13 protein-coding genes are annotated in these 23,905 nt (G+C 47.1%); 3 read left to right on the forward strand and 10 right to left on the reverse strand.

The genetic code is table 11. From position 1 onward, the window contains the following. Positions 1-188 precede the first annotated feature (188 nt). The 4 genes from HRU80_05190 to fabF form a co-directional block, all read right to left on the reverse strand. A complete protein-coding gene (locus HRU80_05190) occupies positions 189-2,213 on the reverse strand; it encodes a S9 family peptidase (GenBank protein QOJ28302.1) in 2,025 nt (674 codons plus the stop codon). Positions 2,214-2,768: 555 nt separating this feature from the next. After that, positions 2,769-9,251 (reverse strand): T9SS type A sorting domain-containing protein, encoded by a 6,483-nt coding sequence (locus tag HRU80_05195; protein QOJ28303.1) that lies wholly within the window; start codon positions 9,249-9,251, stop codon positions 2,769-2,771. A gap of 527 nt (positions 9,252-9,778) precedes the next feature. Then, positions 9,779-11,182 (reverse strand): T9SS type A sorting domain-containing protein, encoded by a 1,404-nt coding sequence (locus HRU80_05200; GenBank protein QOJ28304.1) that lies wholly within the window; start codon positions 11,180-11,182, stop codon positions 9,779-9,781. Between the two features lie 276 nt (positions 11,183-11,458). Further along, positions 11,459-12,712, reverse strand: a complete 1,254-nt coding sequence (fabF, locus tag HRU80_05205; protein ID QOJ28305.1) for a beta-ketoacyl-ACP synthase II — start codon at positions 12,710-12,712, stop codon at positions 11,459-11,461. Between the two features lie 884 nt (positions 12,713-13,596). Here fabF and HRU80_05210 point away from each other — a divergent pair. The 3 genes from HRU80_05210 to HRU80_05220 are packed head-to-tail and all read left to right on the forward strand — an operon-like array spanning position 13,597 to position 15,687. Continuing rightward, positions 13,597-14,127 carry a hypothetical protein gene (locus HRU80_05210; GenBank protein ID QOJ28306.1) on the forward strand — a complete coding sequence of 177 codons (531 nt, stop codon included), beginning with the start codon at positions 13,597-13,599 and terminating at the stop codon, positions 14,125-14,127. Positions 14,128-14,133: 6 nt separating this feature from the next. Beyond that, entirely contained in the window at positions 14,134-14,913 is a 780-nt protein-coding gene (locus HRU80_05215; protein QOJ28307.1) for an SDR family NAD(P)-dependent oxidoreductase, read from the forward strand. Between the two features lie 18 nt (positions 14,914-14,931). Continuing rightward, positions 14,932-15,687 carry a hypothetical protein gene (locus HRU80_05220; protein QOJ28308.1) on the forward strand — a complete coding sequence of 252 codons (756 nt, stop codon included), beginning with the start codon at positions 14,932-14,934 and terminating at the stop codon, positions 15,685-15,687. Positions 15,688-15,949: 262 nt separating this feature from the next. Here HRU80_05220 and HRU80_05225 read toward each other — a convergent pair whose 3' ends face one another. From HRU80_05225 to HRU80_05250, 6 genes are all read right to left on the reverse strand, one after another. Next, a complete protein-coding gene (locus HRU80_05225; GenBank protein QOJ28309.1) occupies positions 15,950-17,209 on the reverse strand; it encodes a T9SS type A sorting domain-containing protein in 1,260 nt (419 codons plus the stop codon). An 81-nt stretch (positions 17,210-17,290) separates the two neighbouring features. Beyond that, positions 17,291-17,929 carry a response regulator transcription factor gene (locus HRU80_05230; protein ID QOJ28310.1) on the reverse strand — a complete coding sequence of 213 codons (639 nt, stop codon included), beginning with the start codon at positions 17,927-17,929 and terminating at the stop codon, positions 17,291-17,293. A 47-nt stretch (positions 17,930-17,976) separates the two neighbouring features. Next, positions 17,977-21,177 carry an ATP-binding protein gene (locus tag HRU80_05235; protein QOJ28311.1) on the reverse strand — a complete coding sequence of 1,067 codons (3,201 nt, stop codon included), beginning with the start codon at positions 21,175-21,177 and terminating at the stop codon, positions 17,977-17,979. A 19-nt stretch (positions 21,178-21,196) separates the two neighbouring features. Beyond that, the gene (locus tag HRU80_05240) at positions 21,197-21,673 is read right to left on the reverse strand and encodes a GNAT family N-acetyltransferase (protein QOJ28312.1); all 477 of its coding nucleotides are present in this window, start codon (positions 21,671-21,673) and stop codon (positions 21,197-21,199) included. An 11-nt stretch (positions 21,674-21,684) separates the two neighbouring features. After that, positions 21,685-22,479: an MOSC N-terminal beta barrel domain-containing protein gene (locus HRU80_05245; GenBank protein ID QOJ28313.1), complete on the reverse strand. Its 795-nt coding sequence runs from the start codon at positions 22,477-22,479 to the stop codon at positions 21,685-21,687. A 6-nt stretch (positions 22,480-22,485) separates the two neighbouring features. Beyond that, positions 22,486-23,832, reverse strand: a complete 1,347-nt coding sequence (locus tag HRU80_05250) for a phosphomannomutase (GenBank protein QOJ28314.1) — start codon at positions 23,830-23,832, stop codon at positions 22,486-22,488. Positions 23,833-23,905 lie beyond the last annotated feature (73 nt).

Below are 23,905 nucleotides of genomic sequence, written 5' to 3' on the forward strand. Positions count from 1 at the left end.
GAGCGTATAAATAAAGAAGGCTTCGCCGCTAATTCTTCGGTTTCCCGGCTATTGGAAGAAGAACGCGGCTGAAGCCAGCAAAAGAGAGGGTGCTCTTATGCTGGATTATACGGACAGGGGATTTATCCGGATTTAAACAAAACACGCGGATTCAGAAAAAATCCGCGTGCTTTGAGGGAAAAAATTATTTATTCGTAAGAAGAGAAATCAATAATCATCGGGGGCATTTTATCTTTCGGATTATTGCCGGTCAGATAATACTTAAACCAGTCCATGGTACGCACCAGATAGTCAAGGCGGGAGGTATTCTTCCGGTTGCCGTGCCCTTCGCCCGGGTACATTACAAAGCGGACGGGTGCCTTGCTGTGGAGTTTAAGCGTGCGGTAGAGTTCCATGCTCTGCCCCATCGGCACTCGTGGATCATCCTTGCCGTGAAGGATAAGAGTAGGGGTTTTGCTCTGCTGTGAGTAGGAGACAGGGCTTCTTTCCATATATAACGCAAAGTTCTCGTAAGGCCAGATGCCCCAGTGAACCAGATAATCTTCATAAGCGATATCGGTTGTGTGGGCTTTTGAAATCTGGTTTGAAACACCTACAAACGCAACTGAAGCGGCAAAGTGCTCGGTCTGTTTGGTTGCGCCCCAGGCAGCGAAGTAACCGCCGTAGGAGCCGCCGCCGATGCCGACTCTGCTCCGGTCAACCCATCCTTTTTTAACAAGGTAGTCAATACCGTCAAGCACATCTTCAAACTCAGGACCAACCAGATCCATCCGGTCAGCTTTCGCGAAAGCGATGCCGCGGCCGGCACTGGCGCGGTAGTTAGGAATGAAAACAAAGAATCCTTCGGAGGCAGCGAACTGTCCCCAGGTGCCATAATTGGTTACCCATCCGTTCGGAACTGAAGACTCAGGTCCGCCGTGGATTGAGCAGATAAGGGGATACTTTGTGCCTTCCTTAAAATCGAGCGGATATATAAGCACACCATCTATGCGGAGGCCGTCACGCGCGCTGTAGGAAATTTTCTCCTGCTTTGCCAGTTTTATATCACCGAGCCAGCGGTTCAGCCAGCTGATCTTGGTGAGCTTCTTTTCTTTCAGATCAAACTCAAACACATCTGCGGGATGCTCCCATGTTGAACCGGCGAATGCTGCTTTGCCTGCCGCAACAGAGAAATCATTAAAAGCAGCAGCACCTCCTTTAAGGAGCAGTTCAGATTTGTCTGAACCCATCTTAACGGAGCGGAGTGTTATATCCACGCTCTCATCTGAATTATAAAGAACAGTCTGATTGTCCATCCACGCAACGGACTTAACGGAGCCCTCAAAGGTGAGTGTGTAGTTTTTCAGATCTTTCAGGTTTTTCTGCTCGTTAACATCAGCGATAAAGAGTGAGCCGGAAACCGGGTCGTATATATCAGAGCCGGCAACAATTGCCAGATGTTTCCCGTCGGGGCTGTAGCTGATTTTAGTGATTTTGCCAAGGTTATCAACAATCTTTCTTGTTTCGCCAGTTGCAAGGTCAACGATATATATCCGTTTGAACATATAGGAGTCATCAACCAGATTTTTTTCTGCGATGGTTGCTGCTGCAAATTTGCCGTCCGGGCTTACTTCAAAATCAAACACGGAAACACCTTTGGTGACCTGCTTAATTTCTTTTGTGGCGAGGTTCATGGTGTAAAGGGCCAGATCAGGATAGGTCTCCTCAAAAAATTCTGCGTCAAAACCCTTGGATTTCAGCCCTTTCAGTTCAGGGAAGCGGTCCAGCTCTGCAACATATACCAGATGTTTTCCGTCCGGTGTGAACTGATACTGCTGGAATGAACCTTCAAACTCGGTCACAAGCTGCGGCTCTCCTCCATCCGGGGATATTTTATAGATCTGCGGGCGGGGGTTTTTGTCTAATTTAGCGCGGAAGGTAATAGCCGAACCATCAGGCAGCCAGACAGGGGAGCCGATTGATACTTTACCCTGCTGAAGGGGTTTGGAGCGTTTGGCTTCCAGACTGTACACAAAAAGTTCGCGGTAGTCTCCGCCTGCTCCGTCTTTCAGGGGGCGGGGGACGTTTACCGTATAAGCAATAAATTTTCCGTCCGGTGAAAGCACCGCGTCAACGGCGGTCTGAATCCGGAACATATCCTTCGGGGTCAGACCTGTCTGCTGAGCCGGCAGCATCTGAACCAGGAAGATCAGGAGCAGAGAAATCTGCATCATTTGTTTTCTCATGAAGAGTACCCTTTCATTTAATTTAACTTTGCAAAAATAGGGCAACAAGTATGAAGTATGAATTATGAAGTATGAATTATGAATTTGGGGGGAGATTTTTGACCCAAACATAGGCCGCGGATTTTAAACGGATGCAAGCAGCACGGATGATCACGGATCGGAAAAAATTTCCCGCAGATTCCGCAGATTAACGCAGATGATCTTCTTTGCACCTTGGCGTCTTTGCGCGAACTTGTGCTGAAGCACCGCGGATCGAAATCAATTTAGAATGAGCAATGTACAATTCGAAAACTCTGAACCTTTTATTTTCTATCTGGCTAACCCAATATCCCCAGAGTCACCATTGTCCCCAAAACCAACAAAAAAATCAAATTATTACCTGCGAATTGACGCAGATAAAATCCTTTGCACGAACTTTTGACTTACCTTAAATAAAAAAGCCCCGGCGGATGCCGGGGCTTTTAATCAGAATGTAAGAACTACAAATCAGATCAGGTTTATGAAGTTATCAGCAAACCTGAGTTCATAATTCATACCTCATAATTATTTAAGCATGACCATCTTCTTTGTCTCTACAAAGTTCTTTCCGCTGCCCATTTCGACTGCGGTCATTCTGTAGAAGTAGATGCCCGATGCAAGACCGTAGCTTCCGGCTGACAGATCGAATGCATAGTATCCGGCTGTGAGTTCAGCGTTAACCAGGGATGCTACTCTCTGACCTGTTACATCAAAGAGTTCCAGAGTAACGCGTGCATCAGCAGGAACCTGATACTGAATCTTTGTCGTCGGGTTGAACGGGTTCGGATAGTTCTGGCTCAGACCAAAGGTCATCGGCAGTCCGACTTCAACTTCAACAACACTGCTATACTGGAAAGTACCATCAAGATCAATCTGTTTCAGACGATACTGATACTTCGCGGTATTCAGGTTTCTGTCAACGAAAGTATAGGTCTGCTCATCTGTGGTTGTACCGGCAGCGCGGACTGAACCAACTGCTGACCAGTTAGCTGAACCAAGCACGGTTCTTTCAACCAGGAATGAAGCACTGTTTGTTTCGGTTGCGGTTGTCCAGGTGAGAACTACATCGCGGTCCTGTGATTTTGCTGTGAATGCAGTGAATTCAACAGGAATGTTGCGGGTGGTTCTGTAGGAACCGATACCGTTATTGGTAGCCATAACAAAGATGGTGCTGCTTCCGTCTGCATTACGTTTTACAGCAACATCGCCTGTACCGTTACCATTAGAATTTGCACCCAGCGAAGGACTTACGCCATAGGTAAGTGCCAGAGTCGGGTCGCCGTTCGGAACTTCAACAACGCGTACGTTATTATTGCCAGCGCCGAATTGGAATGTTGCAAAGAACTCAGAGCCATTCTGTGTGCCGACAAACTTAATTGCATTGCTTCCGGTTGCAACAATTGTTCCCGGAACGATACCAATCAATGTGCCGTTAGCAGAATATTTTCTTGCGCTCTGTCCGCCCGCATTCCAGTAGAAGCTTCCGTTATAAAGCGGTCCGACTGCTGCTGAATTGATTCCGGTTGAGATTGCATCACTTAAGGTGATAACAGTCGGAACCTGATTGAATGAATCTAATCCTGCAATCTTTGTCCACTTATATACTTTTGGCTGTCCTGTGGTTGCACTTGCAGCCCAGACAGCGGTAGCGTTTGAAGCTGAGTCAAACTCAACTGAGAATTTGTCGCCGAGGCGTACAGCATCACCAATATAGCTGATAGCAACTTCAGGAGCGGCACCGGTATTCTTCCATCTGTAAACCTTGAATGCAGAAGCAGAAGCATCTGTTACAAGATTTGCAGCGAAGATATGACCAAGGTAGTCAACTTCAGCATCGTTAACGGTAAAAGTACCGCCTGAGATGCCATTGATATCAAGGTCACCGATATCCGCACCGGTTGAGTCGTCAAGCACTTTCATATAGGTGCCTGCGTTTCTTGAAGGAACGATTACTCTTCCTGCAAGGGTATTATTCGGAAGCATTACTCTGCCCCATGCGAAACCGCGCTCGGTGCTGCCAGTCGGGCTGAACCAGCCGGGGAGAGTTGTGTTTGCTGCTGAACGCTCCCAGTTGATAACCAGTGGCGGCTGAACGGTAAGGGTACCGGATACATTGGTTGTTCCGTTCCACTGACCGCCTCCGTTGGTGCTGTAACCGCCGTAGTAGTATGCACCGCCGTAGAGCTGGTATCTGTAAGCATAATAATAAGTACCAGGAGCAAGATTCATTCCGATACTTGCCATATACTCATCATTGTTTCCTGCGTCAACGTTATAGGTTGCAGGAACCCAGTTTGTCCATCCGCTCGGATCATCGTTGGTTGTGTTGTAGCCAACCCATGCGCTGATGCCAGGTGCCTGACCAGGAGGTGTGGTTACACCGTCAACCCAGATCTGGCCGTAAACGGTATTTGAACCGCCTACATTAATGGTAGCAGCCGGCGGCCACTGGAGGTTTGCCCAGCCGATAGTCACGCCAACCGGGAACTCATAAGCGCCCATGGAAGGTGTTGCAGTTCTGGTATCACCGTCAAAGTCGGTGGTGATGCCCGGAATGGTCTGACCTGCGAAATAAACACCTGATCCTGCCAGTGGACGGAGGTTTAAGGTGTCTGTGTAGTTCGGATTAACTGCCTTTGAGTTAGCATCTTTACCTGTAGCTGCCTGCCATGCTGCTAAGTCTGCATAAGCCGTGCCGCCGAGGTAGTTAAATGCTGAATCTTCACCCACAGACCAGTAGTCGTTCGAGTTAATGTCAGCGAAGGTTGTGTTGGCACCGACACTATAGAAAGCATAGGTCTTACCAAGCGTGCCGACAAAGGTCTGAGAGTTTCTCAGTACGTTATTGCGGATATCAAGATTGGTCACTGAAACACCATTAACCAGGATAGCGGCAGAACCAGCCGCAGAAGCACCTGCGTAATTGATTGCACCGTACATATTGATGGAGTTAAAGTAAATCTGATAACCTGCACCCTGGCTCATGAAAATACCAACCGGGTTGAATCCAACACCTGCATCACCGTCACCAAGAATGTCGGTAATTACGTTGTTGTATATTTTCAGATTTGAGCTGGTGATTGCAGTGGTACCTGCAAGACGAATACCGTATGCACCATAAGCTGCAGTACCAATGCCGGTGTGTTTTACATTTTTGATGTAGTTGTTGTAAACACTGCCGTCCATAAGACTATCACCGGTTGCTGTAACACCAAGTACAATACCTGCTGTACTGCTGGTAGCTGCTCTTCTGAGACCTGAAATATAGTTATCCTTTATTTCAAAGTTTCTTGTTGAGAGCGCTGCAATACCGATATTCTGTATCATATCAAGAGTATCAGCTGCACCGATGAAATTGTTTTTAACAACAGATCCGTTTGACCAGCCCTGAAGCTGAATGCCGAGGGTTGTTCTGCGGATGTCGTTGTTTTCGATAACGCCGTTAAGCGCTGCATTAAATACGATACCGTATCCTGCAGTCGGGTTGAGAGCAAAACCGGTAACATTCTTGATGGTACCGTAAGCTGCCTGGAAGAATGCAACGCCTGCTGAAGCGCCTGCGTTTGTGTTTTCAATGATCATGTTTCTTGTAGTGCCGCCAACGGTGTTAGAACCGTCAATGGTTACATAATCATTAACAACGACAAATGCCGGGCTGGTTGAGTTAGCGGTGATTCTGGTGTTTACGCCGCTTGCTGGCTTAAAGGTAACGGTTCTGTTTGCATTGGTAACAGAATCATATCCGATAAGAATCTGCAGGGTAGCGGTTGTATATAGAGTATCAGCAAGCAGGAAGGTAACATGGCCTGAAACTCCGCGAAGGTTAAGGTCGGTTACTGCTGCTGCTAATGACGGATATACTGATTCAATATTTGCCTCAAGAAGACCCTGAGCTTTTGCGTTTTCAACAACAGTCTGATTCAGTGATCTGCTTCCGCGGTACGGAGCATTTCCTTCATACAGAACTTCATACTGCTGAACATGGGTCTCGTCAAGAACCTGTTCAATCGGGTTGCCGTCTTTGTCTGTAAGATCCGCTTCAAGCTGTGCAAAAGGAGCAGGACCGGCAACGATGCGTTCAAAGGTGCGTGATTCGATATTCTTGCCCAGGAGGCGGTTGAATACCGGAGCACTGATGGTATATACACCATTGAGGGGAGCACCGTTGATCAGGTAGGAACGTGGTGCTGCAGGTGGTGTGGTTCCCGGAGGAGTAGCACCGCTTCCGCCTGCAGGATTGGTGCCAGCGATTCCGTTTGCATCCTGTGCTGCTACATAATAGAAAATGGTATCACCTGGAGCCACTGAACCGCCCGGAAGGAAGTCAGGGCGGATGGTGAAGGTGAATTCATCTCCGTTCACGCCTGAAGCTGTTGTAGATATGTAGGTGTCGTTGACTGATTTTTTGAAATACAATCTGGGAATACCTTGTAAACCGGTTCCAAGACCGCTCGGATCAGTAATCGTAGCGGTTAACGTACGGTTGCTGGTGAAATGGGTATTGGACAGATTTGTATAGCTAATAAGTGGCGGATTGTTGTCAATCGCGATACCAGCGAATTCATATGCACCGATATCAGGGAAGTCTGCATTTCTTGCAGTTCCTGCATAGTCGGTGGTGATGCCTGCAACAGGCTGTCCGCCGCTTTCAGCCTGGGTGCCGACTGTGGTCTGCATGTTCAGGTTGTAAGGGCTGACTGCGCTGACAAACGGAGGCATTTCGGTAACGGAGAGAACTTCTCTCGGTCCGCCGGTTGCAACTGCAGTTTTGTAGGCCTCAATGGTCTGATATCCGGTTGCGCCATCCCATGCAATAAGTGCGTTGGCAGCCGGAGTGCCGCCATAGTACAGATTGTTGTTGGAAGCAGCTGATAAACGGAGGAGGTTTGCGTTTGAAGTGGCATAAAGAGCCGCAGCCCGCAGGGTGCTTGCCATATTGTTAATAACAATATTGTTCTTCAGTTCAAGCACTGATGTTCCGTAGTTGCCCCAGTATATACCAGATGACTGGTTGGTGGCAGCAGTCGGAGGAACAGCATTGTCAAGAAGAACGGTATTGTAGCTCATATATGTGTTAAGCGTTCCGCCGGGGGAGTTCTGAATATCATATGCTCTGATACCGGGTGTTCCGGTTGATCTCGGAGCACGGATGTCATACACCAGGTTGTTATATATATAAGCATTTGTGGTAGCTCCGGTTCCGGCGCCTGCATTGATTGCTATACCGCGGGCAAGAGAAGTTGTGCTGCCGTTGGTATAAAGGTCGCTTACGGATACATTGCTGATGGTATAGGAGGAGTTGGCTCCGATACGCAGAAGTTCCATACCAACAACACCCGCAGAGGTTGCCTGTGTCTGCTGGAGTTCAAGATTCCAGATATTAACATCTCTGATAACGAGATTGCCGCTGTTAAAGTCGGTAGAGCTGTTTGCAGGGTTATATCTGAAACCGCTCAGGACGTTTGTTGTCCAGCCGGTGCTGGTTACAATCAGGTCGTGTATATCAGTTTTTTCAACCAGAAAATCAAACTGGCAGTATGCTTCAACTGCGCGTACATCTGATCCGCCTGCAGTAATATTGACGTTCTTGAAAGCATTTCTTCCGGTAACTGCGGTCACTTTATTACCGCGGTCAGGGTTAAGACCTGAAAAACCGTAGGTGAAGAATGCTGCACGCCAGAAATCTTCAATGGTGATATCCTGGAAGGTATTATAGCTGTTTGCTGCAGAGGTATCAGTAATACTTGTACCGGTGGTACCCATTCTGATACCGATTGATCCGGCGCCGCCGGTTGCTAATGCACCAAACGCATTCATATCAATGGAGACATTTTTAACAACGTTAAAACGCGCGCCCCAGGTGGTTATGCCTGCGGTTGTGTTTACAATTGCGTTGCCAAGGAAGATACCCATTTCATACTTATGGATAGCAGTTGCCATTGTTGCGTCTGCAATCAGTTTGAGACCGTCAATGGTGACATACTGCGAACCATCAAGACGGATGATTGCATCACCAAGAGTTGATGACGGAGCAGTAGTGGATGCGCTTCCGTATTTCGGCTGGAGGATAACCTCGCCGCTTTCCGGCTTAATCATGATTGGGTTGCCTGATGACTGCCCGTTAATATATAACAGGTGGAACACATCATCGTAAGTGCCCGGACGGATATTCAAGGTGATATCACCATTAATTCCGTTCAGGTTCAGAGCCATAGCTGCTTCACTGAGTGTTGCAAAACTTGGAGTGGCTCCGCCCACAGTGTACGTTCCTGCCATTGGAACCGGGGTATGAGGAGTAAAGGTAAAGGTCTGGCCATTATCAGGAGCCAGAGAAACACCGGTAAACTCAGAACCCATTGTCTGATGGGTAGCTCTGCTTCCGGCATCACCGGTCAGGTTGATTGACAAATGATGGCCTGTTGCCTGGTTTGCAGTTGTTACAGGCAGTGTTCCGTTGAGACCGATGGAGGCTGAAAAGGTAGAAAGAACAGTACCGAAAGCACCGTACTTAAATACAATGTTTCCATTCTCATGCAGTTCTGCAGAGAAAACGGCATTTGGCACTGCTGAAGAGAAGCTCCATTTCATCGCTTTCCACTCAACTTTGAAAACGCGGTTTGGTGCACTGCCTTCAAGAGAGTAAACGATGTTGTTGAGGGAGTCCGCAACCGCCAGGTCGTCCCAGAGAGGAGCAATTATCTGCCTCAGTGTGCCGCGTAAAGCGTTTGCGCTGGTAGTAGCTGTTCTGTCGGTACCAAGGCGGATAAAACCGTCTGTGGAAACCTGAAGAGAGTCAAATGTTACGCCGTCATAGGTGAAGGGAAACCCAATGGCTGTGGCGGTCGTAATATTTCCGTCCAGACTGGTACCTGTCCAGGTGAATGCCTGTCCTGAGGCAATCGGGGTATAGGTACCGGAGCCGGGGGTCATCTTATATTTTAACTGGGGAAAGAGTGTACCCGTCAAAATAAAAGACAACATGAAAAGAATCTGTAGTGATTTTTTCATATTTGTTCTTCCGATGTTTGTGAATGAATACGTGAAGTAAAAAAAGTTATAACACATTACTTTTTTGTCACGAAAAGCTAATGTTTTTACTTCATCCGGGCAACAAAAATCGGTGTGATTTGAGGCAATTTAATAGAATTTTTTGCCGGACGGCAAGCGCTCAAAAGTACTGATTTTATTGACTTTGGAGCCGGTCGGGGGGGCATCGGAAATGGTTATAAAACGGATATTTCGGTACTTGAACAATCGCAAAAACCGCCGGGGTGCAATTTACCGTTTACAATGTACAAAGGGCAAAGTACAACAAATATATTATGTTATGCAATTCTTTGCGGGGATGAATGCGCCGGCTGGTTGTACTGAGTTATATAAAGAGAATAACCTAAAACAATTCTTACTTCATAATTCATACTTCATAATTCATACTTCATAATTCATACTTCCCCCGGTTTTATTGTCTGAAAGTGAGTATATAAAAAAAGCCGCCCTTACAGAGCGGCTTTTGAGTAATATATATCCGTCTGAAATTACTTCATCAGAATCATTTTGCGGGTCAGTTTGCCTGACGGAGTGGTGATGCTGTAGAAGTAAATGCCGCTGGTCATGCCTGCTGCGTTAAAAACGTGGCTGTGCTTTCCGGAGGATTTTGTCCCTTCAAAAAGTACTGCAACTTCCTGCCCGATAGCGTTTGCAACCGCAACACGTACTTTTGTTTCCTTCGGCAGTGAATAGCTGATGATGGTTGACGGGTTGAACGGATTAGGATAGTTCTGGTCAAGCGCAAAGGCGCGGACAGAGGTAATCTCTTCCTTAACATCAACAGTCGGTTCTTCATACTTAAAACGGAAGACTTTTCCTGAACCGCCGTCAGCAACATATGCGGTAAGAGCATCAGGTGAAAGAGCTACATCTGACGGGCCGGTCATTGGGGCGCCTTCCGCATTCGGGTTGTTCGGATCGTTCTGAGAAGGAAGCTCATACATATTCTGGGCAAAGTTGATCAGAACTGTGTAACCTTTTACCCATCTTTTGCTGGTATCGGTTCCTGCTACCCAGAGGATACCGTTTTTATCAACGGTAATGCCGTAAGGAATAGCACGGTCGAATGTTAATTCACCTGCTGCGTCAGATACTCTTGTACCGGTATAACTCGAAGGGTTAAGCTGGTCGCCGCCGGTCCAGACAGCAATACCGCCTGTCACCTGTGTGCTGGAAACAGAATTTCTTGAGGTATAGAAAGGAGTTTCAGGCAGGTTATAATTTGCGCCCGGAACGGTTGCCACATCGCGGATAACATCAACGCCGCCAGTGTGAGGTCCGCCCGGTTCCATCGGAGCGGTCGTTGCCATTGGTACCCATGATCCTCTTGCGGGAGTGCTAACGCCGTAACTGAAATTATAAAAACGGAATGACGTTCCAAAAGGAATACCGGTCATAAGGATGGTATCCTTTGTTGCGGCAAGTCCGTTGATATAAGTTCCGTATCCCGCACCGGTAAGACCGAATCCGAATTTCTCAACGAGAAGTGTATCACCGTTAGGATAACGGTACTGTGCAGCTACTGTATTCGGAGCAGTTCTTGGATAGGGGATATTTGAATTAATGTAAACATCGGTGCCGATTGTGGTGATACCTCTGATAGCGCCAACGTTCCCCTGCAGGGTGTCTGAGTCACCGTTAAGGTCAAAGTTAATGAGCATTTTAAATACGGTATCGCCTGAATCAGCATACAGAATAGCATTATAAGCTCTGCTGTTGGTAACTTTTGATGAAGCCAGATAAAGCCGTCCGTTAACATCGGTGGTAACCATAAAGGGTTCAATCAGTGAGTCAGCTACAGGGTAAGCAATTTCCCCTTTGTATTTCCATTCTGCCTGGCCATAGATCATTCCGGTCAGGAGCATAACCATAAAAAGTACAGTTCTTTTCATTATTTCCTCAGGATGTGGTAGTGTTTGATTTTTTTAAAATCTGAATTTCTAATTTAATACAATAATGCGAATTAATCAGACTGGAAAGAGTGCTCCGGAAAGCGGTTTTAAGGGGAGACACAAATCAGCCGTTCATCCTCACGATGACGGGATTTCATCAGCAGAGGAATGTTTTACTAATTAACAGTACGGTAACTGAACTAAATAGGGTTGCGGACTGGTGTATATATATACGCGGATGCCCGGAAATCCGGACATCCGCCTTATGCGGGAAAATTATGCCTGATATTTTGAGAAAATGACGGTAGTATTATGACCGCCGAAACCAAAGGCGTTGCTCAGCGCGTAATTTACAGTCTTTTTCTGCGGTTTGTTGAACGTATAGTTCAGATCGCATTCAGGATCAGGGTGCTCAAAGTTAATGGTCGGGGGAACGGTATCATTCACCACCGCGAGTATGGAGGCGATTGCTTCCACTGCACCTGCAGCACCAAGCAGATGGCCGGTCATGCTCTTGGTTGATGATACATTCATCTTGTATGCCTGTTCGCCAAAGACTGCCTTGATAGCTTTGGTCTCAGCGATATCACCGAGTCCGGTTGAAGTACCGTGCATATTGATATAATCAATATCCGATGTCTTCAGATTCGCATCCTTAAGAGCACGGGTCATGGCAAGTTTTGCGCCCACGCCGTCGGGATCAGGAGCGGTAATATGATAAGCATCGGCTGAAAGTCCGACACCTACGAGTTCAGCATAAATCCGTGCACCCCGCTTCTTTGCATGCTCAAGTTCTTCAAGGAAAAGTGCTCCGCCTCCTTCACCCATAACGAAGCCATCACGGGTTGAGTCAAACGGACGGCTTGCTGTTTTCGGAGAATCATTCCGGGTGGAGAGCGCGCGGGCTGAGTTAAAACCTCCCATACCGATCTCGCAGATACTTGCTTCGCTTCCGCCGGTGAGCACGGCATTTACCATACCGTTTTTGATAAGAAGATATGAGTCAATAATGCAGTTGTTCGCGGTCGCGCATGCTGAAACGATACAATGGTTCGGCCCCTTAAAGCCGTACTGTATGGAAATTTGTCCGCCTGCGATATCAGGAATAAGCATGGGGATAAAGAAAGGGGAGATTCTGTTGGGTCCCTGAGTGTGATTTATAACCGCCTGCTGGCTGAAAGTCTGAATACCTCCGATGCCGCTTCCCATGATCACACCAATGCCTTCTTTTTCTTCGCTGCTCAATTTGGCTGGATCAATACCGGCATCATCAAGAACGAGTTTTGCTGCTGCCATGGCGTACTGAGCGAAAGGATCCATTCTTCTTGCGGCCTTTTTATCCATATAATTGCCTGAATCATAGCCCTTAAGCTCGCAGGCAAATTTTGTTTCAACTTTGGAAGTATCAAACTGTTTAATGTAATCACTGCCGCTTACACCGTTCATCATGGCCTCCCAGAACGACTCAACGGTCAGTCCAATGGGGGTGAGGGCGCTCATGCCGGTAACAACAACTCGTTTATTGGTCATACAAATCCTTTCGGCTAATATCCTGAATAGTATCTCATTCGCGTCAAAAATGAATCTTCCGTGGTAAAATTTGTTTTCTAGAGCAGGTAATCCCTGTAAAACAGGCTGAAATCAGCGTTTTTTACCCAAAATAGGAAGATTCTGTTATATAATATGCTAAACGGGGGGTAAACTTACAAAACCGCTTATCATCAGGGAAAGGGGCTTGGTGGAGTTATTCCCATTTTGGGATATATGCTGGTTTTGGTCTCCTCGGCTCCGCTCGGAGACCAGCTCGGAGACCAGAGGGTGGCTTCCGAGCGATCCTCGACTTCGCTCGGATACCGGAGGGTGGTCCCCGAGCGGAGTCGAGGGTGAACCCGCAACCGAATCGAGGACGGTCCCCGAACGGAGTCAAGGGTGAACCCGCAACCGAATCGAGGACGGTCCCCGGGCGGAGTCGAGGGCGGTCCCCAGGCGGAGTCGAGGGCGGTCCCCGAGCGGAGTCGAGGGCGGTCCCCGAGCGGAGTCGAGGGGAAATTGTGTTAATCATGTTTTCTACCAATTTGCAATTCCTCCGGAATTGAATCCGGAGGATTCACAAGCTGGTAGAAAGGAAGAATCATTGTGAAGACGTACCCGAATCCGGAGGATTCGCAGGTTATGGGGTGGTTAATGAGGATTTAGCAGGAAATATGCGGCTGCTTTGCATTTGGGGGGAATGTTTTCGTTTATTGTTCTCTACCAATTTTCGACTCCTCCGGAGTCGAGGGCGGTCCCCGAGCGGAGTCGAGGGCGGTCCCCGAGCGGAGTCGAGGGCGGTCCCCGAGCGGAGTCGAGGGCGGTCCCCGAGCGGAGTCGAGGGGGGATTTTTGTATTTTTAACTTTCATTTTTATAATTATTTGTGACTAAAGAAAACAAAGAAAAACTCATCATAGCGGCACTCAGCATCCTTTTTACGGCTGCGGTTATTATCTGGTTTTATGATCTGGTGCGATACGCAATAGCAGGGTGGCTCTACAGCGAACCTGAGGGAGCATTGCAATTCAGCGGTATATTTCTTGAAAAGATGGATCTGAAAAAACTTTCATCCGGTTCAGCCCTCTTTGTTCTTCTGCTGCCTTATCTGACTGTCATTATCACATCAGAACTTTCAGTTTGGCTTCTCCGCCTCAGGAAATCATTCCGCACGGGGGCGGCAGTTATCATTTTTAATTTACTGAATCTGCTCTTCCTTTTTGTGAGTATGTTTTATCTGATGGGTACCGTTGCACTTGATATATCAGGCAATGAACTTTGGACTGCATTCTTTAAGTCCCAGGGACTGAAGCCGCAGGAGCAGTATCTTTACATCTTTCTGGGAACTGCCCTCACATTTTTTTACAGCACGTTTGCTACTACAAGAATTAAACATTTATTAACCGAGTTATTTTAAGGAATCATGAACCGACTTCAGAATAAAACCGTTCTTATTACCGGCGCTACATCGGGCATCGGACGCTCTTGCGCACGCTATTTTGCTTCAGAGGGAGCCAGTCTTATTTTATTCGCACGCAGGAAAAATCTGCTTGAGGAAGTGAAAGATGAACTGAAGAAACTGACCGCCGGCAATATATATACCGCAGCCTGTGATATCACCGTTTATGAAAACGTTAAACAGGCAGTGGCGGCAATTCCTGAGGAACTGAAGAAGATTGATATCCTGGTTAACAACGCCGGACTTGCAAAGGGGCTCGAACCGCTCGCTGACGGACTCCCCGAAAACTGGGATATTACCCTTGATACCAACGTTAAAGGGCTGCTTTACGTCACTAAAGAAGTGGTGAAGGGAATGATTGAACGCAACGCGGGGCATGTCATCAATCTTGGTTCAACAGCCGGACATGATGTATATCCCAACGGGAGCGTTTACTGCGCCAGCAAGTATGCCGTGAAAGCAATAACCCAGACCCTGCGCATTGAACTGGTGGCAACTGATATACGGGTAACCACCATTGACCCCGGACTGGTTGAAACCAATTTTTCCAATGTCCGGTTTAACGGTGATACCGAAAGGGCAAAGAATGTGTATAAGGGAATAACACCCCTTACACCGGATGATGTGGCTGATGCAGTGCTTTATGCAGCGACCAGACCGCCTCATGTAAGCATTAATGAGATGATCCTGACACCGACAAATCAGGCCAACAGCAACTTTGTCCATAAGGTCAAAGCTGATTAATTATTGAAATAAGGTTCCATGAAAAAAATACTAATCCTCTGGTTCGGGGCGTTTATTGTAACATTTCTTGCCGGATATCTTAACAGCGTTACCGGTTCAGATTTCCCCTTCTCCGGCACGATCGGCAGCGGGAAGAAAAAAGTAACCTATTACTTTGAAACCGTGTATAACGGTAAACAGCCGATGGAAATAATGATGCGGACTGATATCCCTGATCTTGAGGGGTATATTATAAACCGTACCGATGGCGCGGCTGACACTATTCCAATGGTATATGCTGATAACCGGCTGACTGCGCAGTTTGACTCAGTGGCGCCAGGAACACTCCTGATCTATGACGTATATATCAATTATGAAGGCAAGTGGATTCAGGTTCCTGAGGAGATGACCGTTACCACAGAGATACTGGGTTTTCTGCCGAAGACAATCCGCATTCTGGTGTTTATCTGCCTCTTTGGAGGAGTTCTGCTGGCTGTGAGGAGCGGTATAGATTATTTTACTGAAAGGAGCAACCACCGGAAGAACGGATTTTTTGCCCTGATAGCGTTCAGCTGTTACTCGCTTATTGTAATGCCGGTAAAACTGAGTTATGAACTCGGACTGGTGAATTCCATGCAGAAGGTCTCGCCGGAGATCATATATACTCTGAAAGATATGTCATTCTTTCTGGTGTGGACCGCGGTAATGATTACAGCGTTTAATGTGAAAAACTCAAAACTGGTTGTGGCAATAGGTGCGGGGGTTATTGTGATAATGACGGTTTTTCTGGGGTAAGAAGAGTTCGCGCAAAGACGCTAAGGCGCAAAGAGAATAAATACACAGCATTGCAGATACACGCCGCGGCGTGTATGTACGGGGTGGAATAGGGAATTTTTTAACGCAAAGTTAAACAAAGTTTACGCCAGGATCCGCAGAGTTCTCTGATCCGTTTTAGATCAGCGCTGCGAAGCATCCGTTTAAGATCAGCGTACCATCAGCCCGGCATGAGAAATTACCGGACAGGTATAAAGTATATACCCATCCGGTATTCACTATATTATTTGAGGAGAGTAAACTTCCTGGTTTCGGTGAAGCTGCCCGCGGTTAAACGGTAGAAGTATACACCGCTTTTGAGCTGATCTTTAGCAGCATCAAAATAAACGGAATGTGACCCTGATTCTTTCAGCTCATTGCTGATAATTTCAGATACTTTGTTCCCCAATATATCATACACGCTTAGTGTAACCTCAGAGGCAGCCGGCAGACTGAAACGGATTGTGGTTCCGGGATTAAATGGATTCGGATAGTTCTGTTCAAGCGTGAAGTTATCCGGATAGCTATTTTCATCTTTTGCGGATGTTGCTCCCCCGAACTGACCCTTCATCACAACACCGCTTTCACCAACGGCCCATGCCCATCCGTCTTTGATGGTAAGAGCATAAAATTCACCCCCCATGAATCCGGCGGGGAGTGTTTCGTTTGTCCAGGTCGTGCCGCCATCAGTTGTTCTCTTGATGCCGGGTACTGATGCCAGAACAAATGACCAGCCAACCGCAAGCCCGTTATTTTCATCAACAAAATGGATATCATTGATATCATAGAAATTCTGAATCTGCCCCCGGTATGTCCAGGTAAGACCACCATCGGTTGATCTGCTTGCAGACCGTTCGGTTCCCCCTTGGGTGAGAACGAAACCAACAGTATTGTTCACAAAATGGATATCATCAAAATTTGTTGAAATCTGAACCTGCTCCCAGGTGGTGCCGCCATTGGTGGTTTTTGCATATTTGGAACCTGCTGCCAGCCATCCGTTATTTGCATCTGTAAAGAAAACGGTTCTTATTTCGTTGGTAAAAGTAAAAGTGAAAGTTTGCTTCACCCAGTTTGTACCGCCGTTGGTGGTTCTCAGCAGGGTTCCTTCCCATCCTGCTGCCCAGCCGTTGTTTTCATCAGTGAAGAAGACGCTGGTAAGACCATTCTGAACGAGTGAGTTTTGTGTGATCCAGGTAGCGCCGCCATCGGTGCTGTGAACGATTCTTCCAAAATCACCGACCATCCAGAGTTTCTGATCGGAAATTGCAAATATGGAATTGTATTCTCCCCCATGCGGAGCGGGGATATCCGTCCAGGTGGTGCCGCCATCCGTGGTTTTAATAAGCTTGCCGCCGGTGATCCAGCCGAGGTTTGCATCGCGGAAAAAGACTGCCTTGTATCCGGTATTGCTGGTGTGGGGTGTGGTTATCTGCTGCCACTGGCTATATACGCTCCCGCACAGGATAAAAAGAAATAAAGAAACTAAGAAAGAGTATTTGAACATACCTGCTCCTGTAAATAATAAGTGATATTTCAGGAAGCGAATTTGCGCTATGAAGGGGGGAGACTCAATAACTCAATTGAGTCATTTTACCAGATTTTCTTTTATGGCTTTTGAAACCGCCTGAACCCTTGAAGTTACCTGCAGTTTCTGATAGATATTTTTAAGATGATTGCGCACGGTTTCATAGCTGATAAACAACTGTTCAGCAATCGCGCGGGAATCGGTTCCGTTAACCAGCAGGGTAAGAATTTCCTTTTCGCGGGGGGTAAGCTGATAATCGGTTTTAACTGAAGTCTGATTCTTAAAATGGCTGATGACTTTCATTGCAACATAGGGAGACATTGGGGCGCCTCCATCAAGCACATCCCGGATTGCGTCTAATATCCTGGTCGGAGGAGTTTTTTTTAACAGATACCCATGTGCACCGGCAAGAATGGCATTAAAGATATTTTCATCATCATCAAAGACGGTCATCATGATGATTTTAACATCCGGATAGCGATCCTTAAAATTTGGTACTGCCTCGATGCCTGACTGCCCCGGCAGATGTATATCCAGCAGAAGAACATCGCTCTGAATTTCTGCTGAGAGCGCATCCTCAACGGAGCCGTAAACCGCCGCGCACTGATAACCGGCGGAACTGCTGATAAAGCTGCACAGCCCTTCGCGGAAGTCAACATGATCCTCAATGATGGTGATGCTTATCTCTTTGTTTTCCATAATCAAATTTTCAGATAATCAGACCTAAACTCAATCCCTCATTTGAGTTATTTTGTTTCCGAAGCAAAAGGGGCTGAAAGCATGACACTGGTTCCGCCGGAAGGCTCAGAAACAAATTGAGCACTGCCGTTAATCTCGCTCATTCTTTTCTTTATATTCTGCAATCCGTTCCCGCCAAGTGAGGCATTGTTTCCGCTGCCAGAAAAACCTTTGCCGTCATCTTGAATAGTAAGGGAGATGGCCTCTGAGGAGATTTTAGCAGTAAGCGTGATTCTGGTGCAGGAGGAATGCCGCACCGCGTTAGAAACAGCTTCTTTGGCTGCAAGATATATATTGCGCCGTATTTCTTCACTGACTGAACCGCTCCCGCTGCCGGAAGAAATAAACTCAGTCCTGATACCGGCTGAACTGCACATCTCATGGGCAATCAGTCTGATACGCAAAAGAAGATTATCAACCGAATCATAATTCGGAGAAACAGACCAGACGATATCACTCATGGACTGCTCTGCCTTGTTCAGAATGGAAGTTGATTTCTCCAGAAACTGCAGAGCAGCATCTTTATTCTCCGGAAGTATCTGTTTTGCTGACTGGAGATAGAGCCCTGCGCTGCTTACGGTTGAGGCAAGATCATCATGCAGATCGCGTGCTATGCGGTCGCGGGTTTTATTTCTTTCTTCAAGGATCAGTTTTTCCTTTTCAAGTCCGGCGATGCGTTCCTTATATTTTTTCCGTATATAATAGCGGGCGGAAAGAATAATGGCCGAAGCAACCAGCAGGGTGATGACTGCGTAAAACCACCCGGTGCGCCAGAAAGGGGGGACTATCACAATCCGGGCAAGTTCCTGTTCTTCGCTCCAGAGGCCGTCTTCATTGGCTGCCTTTGCGGCAAATATATACTCTCCGGGCTCAACGGAGGAAAAGTCAATATTCCGCCGCGTGCCGGTATATATCCACTCATCATGCAGCCCTTTCAGCCGGTACGCATACTGATTTGAACCGGGGTGGTCATAGAGCAGGGCAGCCAGTTCAAAAGAAAAGAAGTTTTGATTATATTTCAGGCGGATCTCAGGTGCACCCAGCATGTCGGGGCGTGACTTATTAAAGAGGAGGAAATCGGTAATGGCAATACGGGGAAGATGCGGATTCCCTTTGATTTCCTCAGGCCGGAAAGATATGATGCCCCTCATGCCACCGAAGAATAACCTGCCGTCGGGTGATTTGTAATAAGAATTCTGATTAAACTCTGTGATATCCGGAAGGTCATTCCTGCCAAAGACTGAAATGGTATAATCACTGCCGTTTATTCTGCTGAGTCCTGCGTTGGTTGAGACCCACAGATCACCACTGTTATCTTCAAGAATGCCATAAACGGTATTATTGCTGAGACCTTCTTTCGTCGTAAATCGCCTGAAACTCTTCTCATCAGCAGAAAGAAGATTAAGCCCGCCTCCCATGGTTGCAGCCCATAGCCGTCCTTTGCGGTCCCGGTGAATTGCCATAACCTTGTTCCAGGAGAGTGAGGTTGGGTTATCTGCCTGAGCGGAAAATCTTTTGTAAGACATATCCCTGAGTGAAATCTTCAGCAGTCCTTCGCCGTTGGTACCTGCCCACAGCGTATCACCTTCGGCAAGGAGCGAAAGTATGTATGATTTCGACTCAGAAACAATACCGCTTTTGAACGTATGTACTAAAAAGGAACCGTCTTTCGGGGAGAATTCGAAAAGTCCGCCTGCGCTTCCTGCCCAAAAACGGCCATCCTCCGAAGCGGTAACTGCATATATACGATTCTTATAAGAGAAGGGTTCGCCCCCGGATGAAAAAATATATTCTTTGAATCTTCCTGTCCGGGTATCATACCGGTTCAGCCCGCGGCGTGTTCCTACCCAGATGCCTCCATCAGGAGCTTTGTAAATACAGAAGGCAGCATGACCTGCATAACCGGAGTTTTGCGGTGTAAACTGGTACGATGTTTCATTAGCTGGATTATACATATATAGTCCGTTTGTGGTTCCCGTGAGCATCCTGCCGTCTTCAAGCGAAAGCATGCTTATGGGATATGAATCACCGAAGAGATCACGGTAGTTTTTAGCGGCCGGAAGGAATGAAAATGTTTTCCTGACAGGGTTTACCTTATACAGGCCTGATATCGTACCGATCCAAAGTACATCTGAATCATCAGTGAACACTGCATAGACGGGTTCACTTACTTTACCAGACGGTGAAGCATATGAAAAATTTTTGAATGAAACTTTCCCGGTTAAGGATCTGAAATTCTCACAAATAAAAAGACCCTCAGAAGTTCCTGCCCACAGATTCCCATTTTTATCCTCATGCAGGGTGTTAAGGATGGCGGAAGTCCCTTTCGCAGTAGTAAATACAGCAAGCGTTCGAATGGTGCGGTTCCGGTAGTCATACTCTTTCAGTTCCCCCTTCTGTGTTGTAAGAAAAATTCTTTTATCCGATGTTACAAAGAGAGAATAGTAATCAAACCCTGTGGTAATTACATATTTTTCAAGAAGTGTATCTATTATATATATTTTATTCCTGTCTGCCATGACCAGCGACGGTCTTACGGAGGCCTCAGGGAAATCAACCTTCTTCGCGGCATAAGAGGTGATTTGTAAAGTGACAGGGTCAATTCTTCTTATAGTATCATTCAGCCCGGTCCATAAATAACCGGATGTATCCTGTTTCGGTGTATGAATTGCAGCGGAGAGAAGAGGTGAACCGTCGGGATATTTCAGAAGCCGGAATCTTCTTGTCCTTTTGTCATATACATTAATACGGCCGTCAGGGAAAAGCACCCAGATGCGGTCATCCTGGTCAGTACCCAGAGAAAGGATATTGCTGTTGGCAATCGAACTGCTGTCGGTAAAATCATGGTGAAACGTGAGGAAATTATATCCGTCAAAGCGGTTGAGACCGTCCCAGGTGCCTGCCCAGAGGAAACCCTGCTTATCCTGAACAATTGAGCGGACATTAAGCTGCGAAAGTCCTTCAGCGGCTCCGTAATGAGTATAACGTGATTGCGGGAAGGAATCTGCTGCTGCAGCGAAGAGTAGTATATAAAGTAAGGTTGCGGTATATGGCAGGCTTTTATTTAGACGCAAAGTCACGCAGAGGAATTTTTTGAATAATGCACCCGTATCAAATCTGAAGATACACTCCGCGGCGTGGATGTACGGGAACAAAATTGCAAGCACCCTGGCAAGATATTGACCGCCGGAAGTTTTACGCGAAGTCACGCAGAGTTTTCCGGTGATGTTACTGATTTAGCAGAGTGTCAAACTTGTCTTCAGTCAGGCGGAAAACAGTCCAGCCATCCATGGGTACCGCACCAAGTGATTTATAAAAATCAATTGCGGGCGTATTCCAGTTCAGCACTGACCACTCAACCCGGCCGCAGTTTCGCTCTTTTGCTTTCTTTACAATCTCAAGCAGAAGTTTTTTACCAATACCTTTTCCGCGAAGATGGGGCTTTACAAAAAGATCTTCAAGATAGATCCCCTGCCTGCCGATAAAGGTGGAAAAGTTATGGAAGTAAATTGCATACCCTGCCGGCTCATTATCCTCGTATGCGAGCAATACTTCAATGGTGGACTTTTCTCTGAATAGAGTCTCTCTGAGCGTATGCTCATCAGCAATCACTTCGTGAGAAAGTTTTTCATATTCAGCGATCAGTTTAATGAAATCGAGAATGAGTGGTATATCAGTTTCTTCGGCTTTCCGTATAACGAGCATGATGATTCCTTCTAATATAATGCAGTGGCAGGGAGACTTACTTCATCTCCGGTCATGATATGTTTTCCGGTTTCAGAAGAGGGGATAAGAGTATTTACCGTAAAGCGGTAATAGTGGTCAAAATGCCGCTCCGGCGCCCACTCTGGCAGAGAGGCTTTTCGTTTTTCAGCAAAGGATTTCTGGAAGAGGGGATATATATCACCCGTTTCGGGATGGCGGGTTGGCACTGCACAGCGGGCGCATGGATTGATGCCATGTATGGCAACATCACCAATACGAAATTCTCTGTCTGATTCAAGTTCCGGAAGCAGCCGGTCTTCCCAGAAAGGTTCCGCTCCTTCAAGAATGATATTGGGCCGGAAACGCCTTGTCATCTCATCCGCTGATATATCCGGAAACCAGCGGCAGACTTCCTGAATGCTTTCCCGCAATGCAACGGTCGGACCTGAGGCATCGGTGTCATCGGGAAATCCGGCATCTTCATTTCTGAGAAACGTTACGTTCTTCTGAAAATATCCGGAAAGGAATTCCTGTATAAGATGAGTGTTCTCCGTTAACTGAAATGTTTCCTGCTGAATATCTCTGCAGGAAAAAGTGATGCTCATCTTTTCAGGTGAAAACGAGGAGCGGAGGAGGTATATACGGTCATTTTTCTTTCCGTTTATATACTTCCCCTGCTCATCTTTCATGGCGAACATCCGGTCATATTTGAGTGAGCCGCCGGGGGTTATCTCTGCGGAGTCAAGCCGGTGAGGGTCAAGCCCTTTGACCGGATAGACGAATATATCTCTGACACGGATGCTCAAAGCTGCTTACTTCCTGATAATCGCGAGCAGTTCTTCGGTTTTCTGCTTCATCAGGGCTTCGTCACCGCGGCTTTCAACATTGAGCCGGAGTATCGGTTCGGTATTGCTCATGCGGAGGTTAAAGCGCCAGTCGGGGAAGTCCACGCTTACGCCGTCGGTATAATCATTGACGCCGCCGGTATATATTGAAGTGATTTCCTTAATCTTGCCTGCCGGGTCTCCGATCACAGAGTTGATTTCACCTGAACACGGGTAGTTTTTAATCATTTCACCAACAAGTTCGCCAAGGCCTTTTTTCTCTTCTGACATTAACTGCATTACCAGAAGGAAGGGGATAACACCGCTGTCTGAGTAAGCGTTATCGCGGAAGTAGTGGTGCGCTGACATTTCACCGCCGTAGATAGCGTTTACTTCTCGCATCTTTTCCTTAATGAACGCGTGTCCGCTCTTTGACTGCACGGTTTCGCCTTTGGCGGCTTTAACCACTTCAACGGTGTTCCAGGTGAGGCGCGGGTCGTGGATAATTTTTTCACCTGGATTGGTTTTCAGAATTGATTTCGCGAGCAAACCTACTATATAATAGCCTTCAATAAAATTGCCCTGCTCATCAAAGAAGAAACAGCGGTCATAGTCACCGTCCCATGCCACACCGAGATCTGCCTTGTGTTCTTTAATTGCGTTGATGGTAGGTATGCGGTTTTCTTCATACATCGGATTGGGAACACCGTTCGGGAAACTGGAATCAGGATTATTAAACAGCTTGATCATCTTTACCGGAAGCACGCTTTCAAGGCGGTCAAGGATCGGACCCACGCATCCGTTGCCTGCATTCACCACTACTTTAAGGGGGGTAACTTTTTTCACATCATAGAAGCGGTTCAGGTTGCTCAGGAAGTCATCGGTGATATCCTTTTGTATATATCCCCCTTTTTTGGCAGCCGGGGCGGGAAGGTTCCCTGTTACGATCATCTTTTCCATTTCGCTCAGCCCTGAGTCATAACTGACCGGAACGGAATTCTTTTTTACGAACTTCATGCCGTTATACTCAGGCGGGTTGTGGCTCGCGGTAATCATGATGCCGCCATCCAGGCCAAGGTGGCTGGTGCCGAAGTAAATCATCTCTGTGCCGCAGAGTCCTATATCGGTAACATCGGCACCGCTTGCGCGAAGGCCTTCAGAGAGTGCTTCGGATATCGCTTCGGAGGAAGAGCGCACATCATGCCCGATAACCACCGAGCGCGCGCCGGTCAGCTGCACAAATGCCTGGCCGATCTTGTAAGCCAGCTCAGGATTCAGTTCACCGGGCACCTTGCCGCGGATATCATAAGCCTTAAAACAGGGAATTTTTTCCATTTTTGATAAATCTTTCGGATAAAAAAGTGAGAAAATAGTGCTTCAAAATAGGGAGATGGGGGGAATTAGGGAA

This window comes from Ignavibacteriales bacterium, from assembly GCA_015709675.1.
In the GTDB taxonomy this organism is placed as follows: Bacteria; Bacteroidota; Ignavibacteria; order Ignavibacteriales; family Ignavibacteriaceae; genus H2-BAC3.

What these genes read in the sequence shown, in the direction of transcription:
- HRU80_05190 (QOJ28302.1), bottom strand. Translation starts at nt 2,213, where the DNA reads ATGATGCAGATTTCTCTGCTCCTGATCTTCCTGGTTCAGATGCTGCCG.
- HRU80_05195 (QOJ28303.1), bottom strand. Translation starts at nt 9,251, where the DNA reads ATGAAAAAATCACTACAGATTCTTTTCATGTTGTCTTTTATTTTGACG.
- HRU80_05200 (QOJ28304.1), bottom strand. Translation starts at nt 11,182, where the DNA reads ATGAAAAGAACTGTACTTTTTATGGTTATGCTCCTGACCGGAATGATC.
- fabF (QOJ28305.1), bottom strand. Translation starts at nt 12,712, where the DNA reads ATGACCAATAAACGAGTTGTTGTTACCGGCATGAGCGCCCTCACCCCC.
- HRU80_05215 (QOJ28307.1), top strand. Translation starts at nt 14,134, where the DNA reads ATGAACCGACTTCAGAATAAAACCGTTCTTATTACCGGCGCTACATCG.
- HRU80_05220 (QOJ28308.1), top strand. Translation starts at nt 14,932, where the DNA reads ATGAAAAAAATACTAATCCTCTGGTTCGGGGCGTTTATTGTAACATTT.
- HRU80_05225 (QOJ28309.1), bottom strand. Translation starts at nt 17,209, where the DNA reads ATGTTCAAATACTCTTTCTTAGTTTCTTTATTTCTTTTTATCCTGTGC.
- HRU80_05230 (QOJ28310.1), bottom strand. Translation starts at nt 17,929, where the DNA reads ATGGAAAACAAAGAGATAAGCATCACCATCATTGAGGATCATGTTGAC.
- HRU80_05240 (QOJ28312.1), bottom strand. Translation starts at nt 21,673, where the DNA reads ATGCTCGTTATACGGAAAGCCGAAGAAACTGATATACCACTCATTCTC.
- HRU80_05250 (QOJ28314.1), bottom strand. Translation starts at nt 23,832, where the DNA reads ATGGAAAAAATTCCCTGTTTTAAGGCTTATGATATCCGCGGCAAGGTG.